A 5,777-nucleotide genomic window follows, 5' to 3' on the forward strand; every position below is an offset into this window, starting at 1 on the left:
CACCCCAATAGTCGGATTGGGGAGCTGCTGCCGCACCGCTGGAAGCCGGCGCTGGCATCTGATGCTTCGGTTTGAGGCTCAGCCATAGCCAGCGGATGCGGGCAAGGTGGGATGGGCGGACGCTTACGATGTATTTCATGCTTATGAGCATCTGCATATCCTTTGAATTTTGCCTTCAGCGTATTAGCATTTAAATTTCATGTCTGCAGTCAACATCAACCTGACACACAGTTATTAATTAAATTCAGAATCTATCGTACAAGCGCTTCGCCTCAAACCTATTGACCCTTAATTTCTCACCCATGAAGTTAGAAATATCCATGATTACTAAATCATTCGATCGGAGGGTGCGACTTGGAAAGATACGATCCACCGCTCCAACTATTTTATTCGCCGAGCGCTCTGACGCCTCGTCCTTTCCGTGTCCTGCGGTTACAACAAGACCAGGCATCTTTGGCATCATTGCAGTAAAAGCAGAAGATGACGCGGCATGAATGGTTGTCATAGTATCCACTGCTTTTTCGCACAACTGTTCGAAGTCTTGACTATGCAGATAAGCAGCAGAGATCGACGCCTTTTTCAAAGCGATGATTGTCACAGCCAATGGCATTAGTTCATCTGCGATCAAATCCTCCTGGATTAACTTCATTGAGCTTTCGGCCTGATTTGGCCTTGAAGGCGCGTAACTTTTTAGCCGTTCATACACCATAAGCAGCAACTCACTTCCAGGAAGTGAGAAGTCAATTCGTCCTGACGCCTGTCCTAGAAAAAAATTCAATAACTTCAGCATGACATTAAAACATCTTGATAGTCAATTACAAGCAAAACCCATCAAGGACAGGTCCTCTACCAGCCTATAATGATCCGATCAATATTTTCCGAAACGACTTTCCCATAAGCGCCTCCTCAAATCAGACGCCCTGGATCAGCGAGCTAGTTAATCGACTCCGCACGACATCGATTTTTGCTTTATGCGCTAATGGCCGAGAGAACACCCGCCCCTGAATCTGCTGCATCACTTTGCTAATGGGTATGTAAGCGAAACTCAAGCCCGAGTCCTGCTCAGTGCCCTTCATTTCTACGAAGTCATAGGGGAAGTTCGAGCAGTACTTATGAAAACCGGAAAACTGCGGAACTTCCGAAGTAAAGCGAAAACCGTCTGGCGTCGCGCGGGATCGGCGTGGATGGTATAGATCTGTGAACAAGATAAACCATTCACTCCCCGAGAATGTTACTGCCTCGAACACATCAATCGTGTTAACGGCACCAATCCGATGGAAGAGGATTCTCTCCCCCTTATTGGTCTCTAGCCTAGACAAGTAGGCCAGTTGTCCAATTGGACCATTGACCGGGATCGGATTTTTTTCAGAATACCCGAAAGGTCCTGTACCGTTAGGATCCTTGTCGTACGCAGGACAACTCTTGATCATCTCCTTCATGGATGGATGAATAAGATCAAGTTGAAACTCCTCATCCTCCAGAATCCGTCTAATTTGCTCAAAGGCCTGCTTCAACACCTTGTCTTGCTTGTTCCCCCCAAACAAACCAGAAAGAAATCCCATTTCAATACTCCTTAAGCCGATTTCTGAAATTAATCTTTGAAATAGTCGCTCAACTTGTTGACGCCTTTTTTGAAACCTGCTCGAACAATGTGATCCAGAAGATGAATATTCCAATGATCCTTGTATGACCCAGAGCCATACACTTTCTTGTCGTTCTTTGCTCCAATCACGAATTCACCGTTGGCGCTCCAAACGTGAACGTCGCTCCAGGAAAGACGAACTTTCTCATTTGCCCCAAGAAACTTGTGGCGCACCAGTGTCACATACGCGTCTTCAACTGTCATGTCGCCAAACGAAAGTGATCTCCCACCCTCCAGCGCCTCACTCATTTCGATCATGAGTCGCACGCACACTGCCCGCCACAGTGCTTCGATGAAGCCTGAGTAGGTGGACTCTTTGCGCAAGCTAACTGATGTTGTCCCAGAGCGCGTTGCAAAAGCAATCTCGTAATCTGTGCCCGTCGGGATTCCGTTTACTGAGTGTCGAACTGCCCCCCACCGCACGCCCGTTATCGAGTCGAGAGGGTATCTCTGCCCCTTCCACTCGATCCCATCTGCGGAGATCGACAAGGTGTCTTTGAAGACAACGCCTACATCAGCGGAAAATGAAATTGATCGCACCCATTCTGCCTCCCTTGCTTTCGCCTGGGCCTCTGCCTTTGTGCGTTTCGAGTGAATATCCGACAAAGTGTCAGCATCCTGCTCCACCCGCTCCGCAAATTCAGGCAGCTCAGAGAATATTTCTCCTAGTAATTTTGTGAGCTTTCTAGATGGGTTGATCTGGTCGTGCTTATTAAAGAGGTCAATAGCAAGACTTCTGATGGCGTAAGCAAGCGAAATGCTGGCTTCATGTTCGATGCCACGAGCTTTCGCACTCAATTGAATGGGTTGCGCAAAGCGATCCCAATTCCGGGCCACACGCTCCAACTTCTCAACTAACGGGGCTGTCGCAGATTCGCCGCCGCTTGCTGCGCGTCGGACAGAATCGATGAGCTTTTTCGCAGTCTCGGCTTCTTTCTCTAGGACGCTCTGCACCTCAATCGTGTAACCATCCACCAATTCATCAATGAGTTCTGGCGCATGCTCTTCACCCCCAAACGTAGCACCATCTACTGCCGCCGTAATCGCTCCGAGCAGAGCCTCTGGAGGGAGTCGATTGAGAGCCTCCTTGATTGCGATCCGGAAATATCGCTTCCGTTCAAGTAACTCGGCTTCAACTTGATCAATAGCCTTCACCTCTGGAAAGCCAGAGATAGTTCGATCCTCATTGATGTCGCGGATGACTTCTTCAGCATCCAGGTCGTCGACAAGTACAGCAAGCTCCTGAATGAATTCCGCTAAGTCTTCCGGTGGATAGGAACTTGGTACCGCCTCGAATGCAGCGGCCAAGAGGTTGCAATGGGCGAGCGTTGGCAAACCTGTCTCACAACGAACAGCCATGGCATCGACGAGCAAGCCTTCTAGTAATTGAGAAGCACGACGTGGGGAGACGCCGGGCAGCCAAGCGATCTCAGCCGCCAATCGGTTTCTGGGGTTGGTTAGGTCGCTTCTTGCCTTCTGACAGTCGTCGGGGTTGAGTTCAAGCGATTTGTGTTCCGCTTGATCGACGATCTTTCGGCGATCGTCCCTGCTGTTTACGCCGAGCAGCGCAAACGGGGTGCCGTGTAGCTTTGAGGATTTCATGGTCAGCGCACGCGACGACTGAGTGTGACGGGTGCCAGAGGAGGCTGCCGCTGCGACGCGAGGCGAGGTTCCTGTAGCTGCCGTTCGCCCCGGTTCATGCGCAACACCACCCAGCATGGCGATAAGTTGAGGATCCTTGAGCGCTTCGTTAGCCTGGTCCAATTGCTCTGATCGCACGGATAACCGGAGATGATTCCTGATTTCGTGGGCGTAATGGGCGAGTTGAGCCTTCGTCGAAAGGTGCTCGGAGAGTGCCAAGGACAGTGCGAGCGCGCTCTGGTGCTTCGGAGTCTCCTTGCACGACGGGCAAGATATAAGCGGGCTTGTTTTTTCCTCCCCGCATTTAAAGCATATTGCTCTTGTCATACCACTCCACTTTTATCGAGCGCACTAACCGCTGTAGTTTGGTTCGCCAGGGCTCATCCCACAGCGGAACCGGAGCATGCAACGGTGACGGCGTTCGCAAAATTTCATCTCAGTTGTTGAAGTTGCCGTGACAAGCAGTCGTTGTACGCGGCAGGCCCATTTAGATATTTGTCCGAAGAGCAGGCCGCCTCGATGGACTGACGCTGCGAGTAACTCAAATTCGAAAGATTTGGCCTGCGCGCTTGCCGCCCCAACAGGGCCAATTGATTCGAGAGGCATTGGTTGTATGCCGCCGGACCGTTCAAGTATTTGTCACTTGAGCACGCGGCCTCAATGGACTCCCGCTCTGGACTGGAGAGAGAGTCAAGCGAAGGTCGTCGGTTGTTCGACCCCAATGCACGCAATTGGGTGGTGAGGCAACGGTTGTATGCTGCCGGGCCGTTCAAATACTTGTCACTAGAACAAGCTGCCTCGATGGACTCGCGCTCTGCTGACGCCAATCCACTCAAGTCCGGACGGCGGGGACCATTGCGAAGCTGAGCGATCTGTCGCTCTCGACATGAGCGATAAGCGGCAGGTCCATTTAGATATTTGTCGGACGAGCATGCGGCCTCCACCGACTCTTCCTCCGGACCCGATAGATGAACAGTCCCACCATCAGTCGCCACAGCCGGAGCACGGACTTCTGGCCGTGGCTGCGTAGGCTGCGTTGGCGCACTTCGGACCTGCGGCGCAACGCTTGGACGGGAGGTCGAGGAAGCGAAAAGTTGCCTGCCTTGAACCAGGTAGTCAGATCGGAATCTCTCGACCTCACTGCGAGCACTTTCCAACGAGCCCTTCCGGTACCGGAAGTTGCTACAACGGCTGTTGTAGTCTGCCACCATCGAATTGAATCGATCAATGTGCGAATCATCGTACTGATTGAGCGCTTCCTTGGCAGCATCCAGGCGAATGCCTTGAGCCGTGCAGTACCGAATTTGCGGCGCGGTCAGGACGATGCCGCTTCCAACTGGCGGAGTTTCCTCACTTGGTCGAGACGGCGCTTGGACTGCATTAGAGGGGGGCGGCCACGCCGGAGAGTTAGCTGCCGTTGTTGGACTGCTGTTTGATGACGAGTATGAAGGGGTAGCGGTTGGCTTATTGTCAGACAGCGAAGCCAGCCATATCAATCCGACGACCACAGCAATGCCAATTAGCCACTTGGCTCCGGAGCCACCTCCGCTGGGCTGTGCGGGCACTTGATATGTACTCCGGGTTTGAGGCTCCGGCTGAGGTTGGGGCTGGGGTGGAGCCTGTGTCCGAGTTTGTGGTGCCTCTGGGGGCGGCATTGGCACAGCACTTGGTGGTCGAGAACTAGAGCTCGACTTGCCAGGTGAAGTCCGTACGTCATCCAATGGTGAGGCATCGACGTCAGAAACCATCGATGAGAGACCAGCAAAGCCTTTGACCTCATCTTTTGGGTTCTTGTCTGGCCCGTTGCTCACTTGCGTTCCTTACACGAATCCGATCTTTCGTTGAACGCTTCCCTCCCGCTCTCGAGCGGGGGTCGAAGCCAACGCTGCACGGAGACTGTCCTGGTCCAGCCGATCCTTGCCGGCGCGCGCGGCCAACCGCGCCCCCTCCCTGACAACATATGTCACATCCGAGAGCGGTCTGCCAGCTAACTCTTTGGCGAACGGCTTAGGGTCAATGGAGTCGTCCTTGGGCAATGTGGACAGTAGCTTCTCTAGCAGTGAAAGAACTTCGGCTTCGCTTGCGAAGTCGACTTTGATCACGTGATCGAACCGGCCGCGTCGCATGATTGCGGGGTCGATCATCTCAACCCGATTGGTCATGGCGATGATGAGCACATCGTTCTTCGCAGCTTCAGGAATGCGCCTGAGGAACTCTGCGACCTCCTCAACTCGATGATGGCCGCTGCCCATCTCGCGGTCGGCCAAGAAGGCCTCCATCTCATCAATCACCAGCACAGATGGGGCGCTTTGCATGGCCTTGTCAAAGACCTCCGCAACCTTTTTGCTGGTTTCGTGGATGTACGGGCTAGTAGATCGTTCCGTTAATATGCTTACGAATCATGCGAGTTCCAGATCGAACTTCTTCCAGCGGAAGACGACTGGGGCTGCGTTCATTTCATCGATGCCTTTCAAGATGCGCGCCTTGAGCTCGG

Annotated in this window: 4 protein-coding genes; all 4 read right to left on the bottom strand. The window is 52.7% G+C overall.

Annotated elements, in window-relative coordinates:
• Positions 1-244: 244 nt before the first annotated feature.
• The gene (locus FK527_RS17020; protein WP_144735857.1) at positions 245-790 is read right to left on the bottom strand and encodes a D-aminoacyl-tRNA deacylase; all 546 of its coding nucleotides are present in this window, start codon (positions 788-790) and stop codon (positions 245-247) included.
• Positions 791-911: 121 nt separating this feature from the next.
• Positions 912-1,562, bottom strand: coding sequence for a hypothetical protein (locus FK527_RS17025; RefSeq protein WP_144735859.1), 651 nt, complete (start codon positions 1,560-1,562; stop codon positions 912-914).
• Positions 1,563-1,591: 29 nt separating this feature from the next.
• Complete coding sequence (locus tag FK527_RS17030) at positions 1,592-3,502, bottom strand: hypothetical protein (RefSeq protein WP_246072875.1); 1,911 nt, start codon at positions 3,500-3,502, stop codon at positions 1,592-1,594.
• A gap of 1,601 nt (positions 3,503-5,103) precedes the next feature.
• Entirely contained in the window at positions 5,104-5,673 is a 570-nt protein-coding gene (locus FK527_RS17035) for an ATP-binding protein (protein WP_222116180.1), read from the bottom strand.
• Between the last annotated feature and the right edge of the window lie 104 nt (positions 5,674-5,777).

The sequence above is a fragment of the Extensimonas perlucida genome (assembly GCF_007655255.1).
Taxonomy (GTDB): Bacteria; Pseudomonadota; Gammaproteobacteria; order Burkholderiales; family Burkholderiaceae_C; genus Extensimonas; species Extensimonas perlucida.

Bases quoted from the DNA above. Each gene is read 5' to 3' on its own strand.
- FK527_RS17020 (WP_144735857.1), bottom strand. From the start codon at position 790: ATGCTGAAGTTATTGAATTTTTTTCTAGGACAGGCGTCAGGACGAATT.
- FK527_RS17025 (WP_144735859.1), bottom strand. From the start codon at position 1,562: ATGGGATTTCTTTCTGGTTTGTTTGGGGGGAACAAGCAAGACAAGGTG.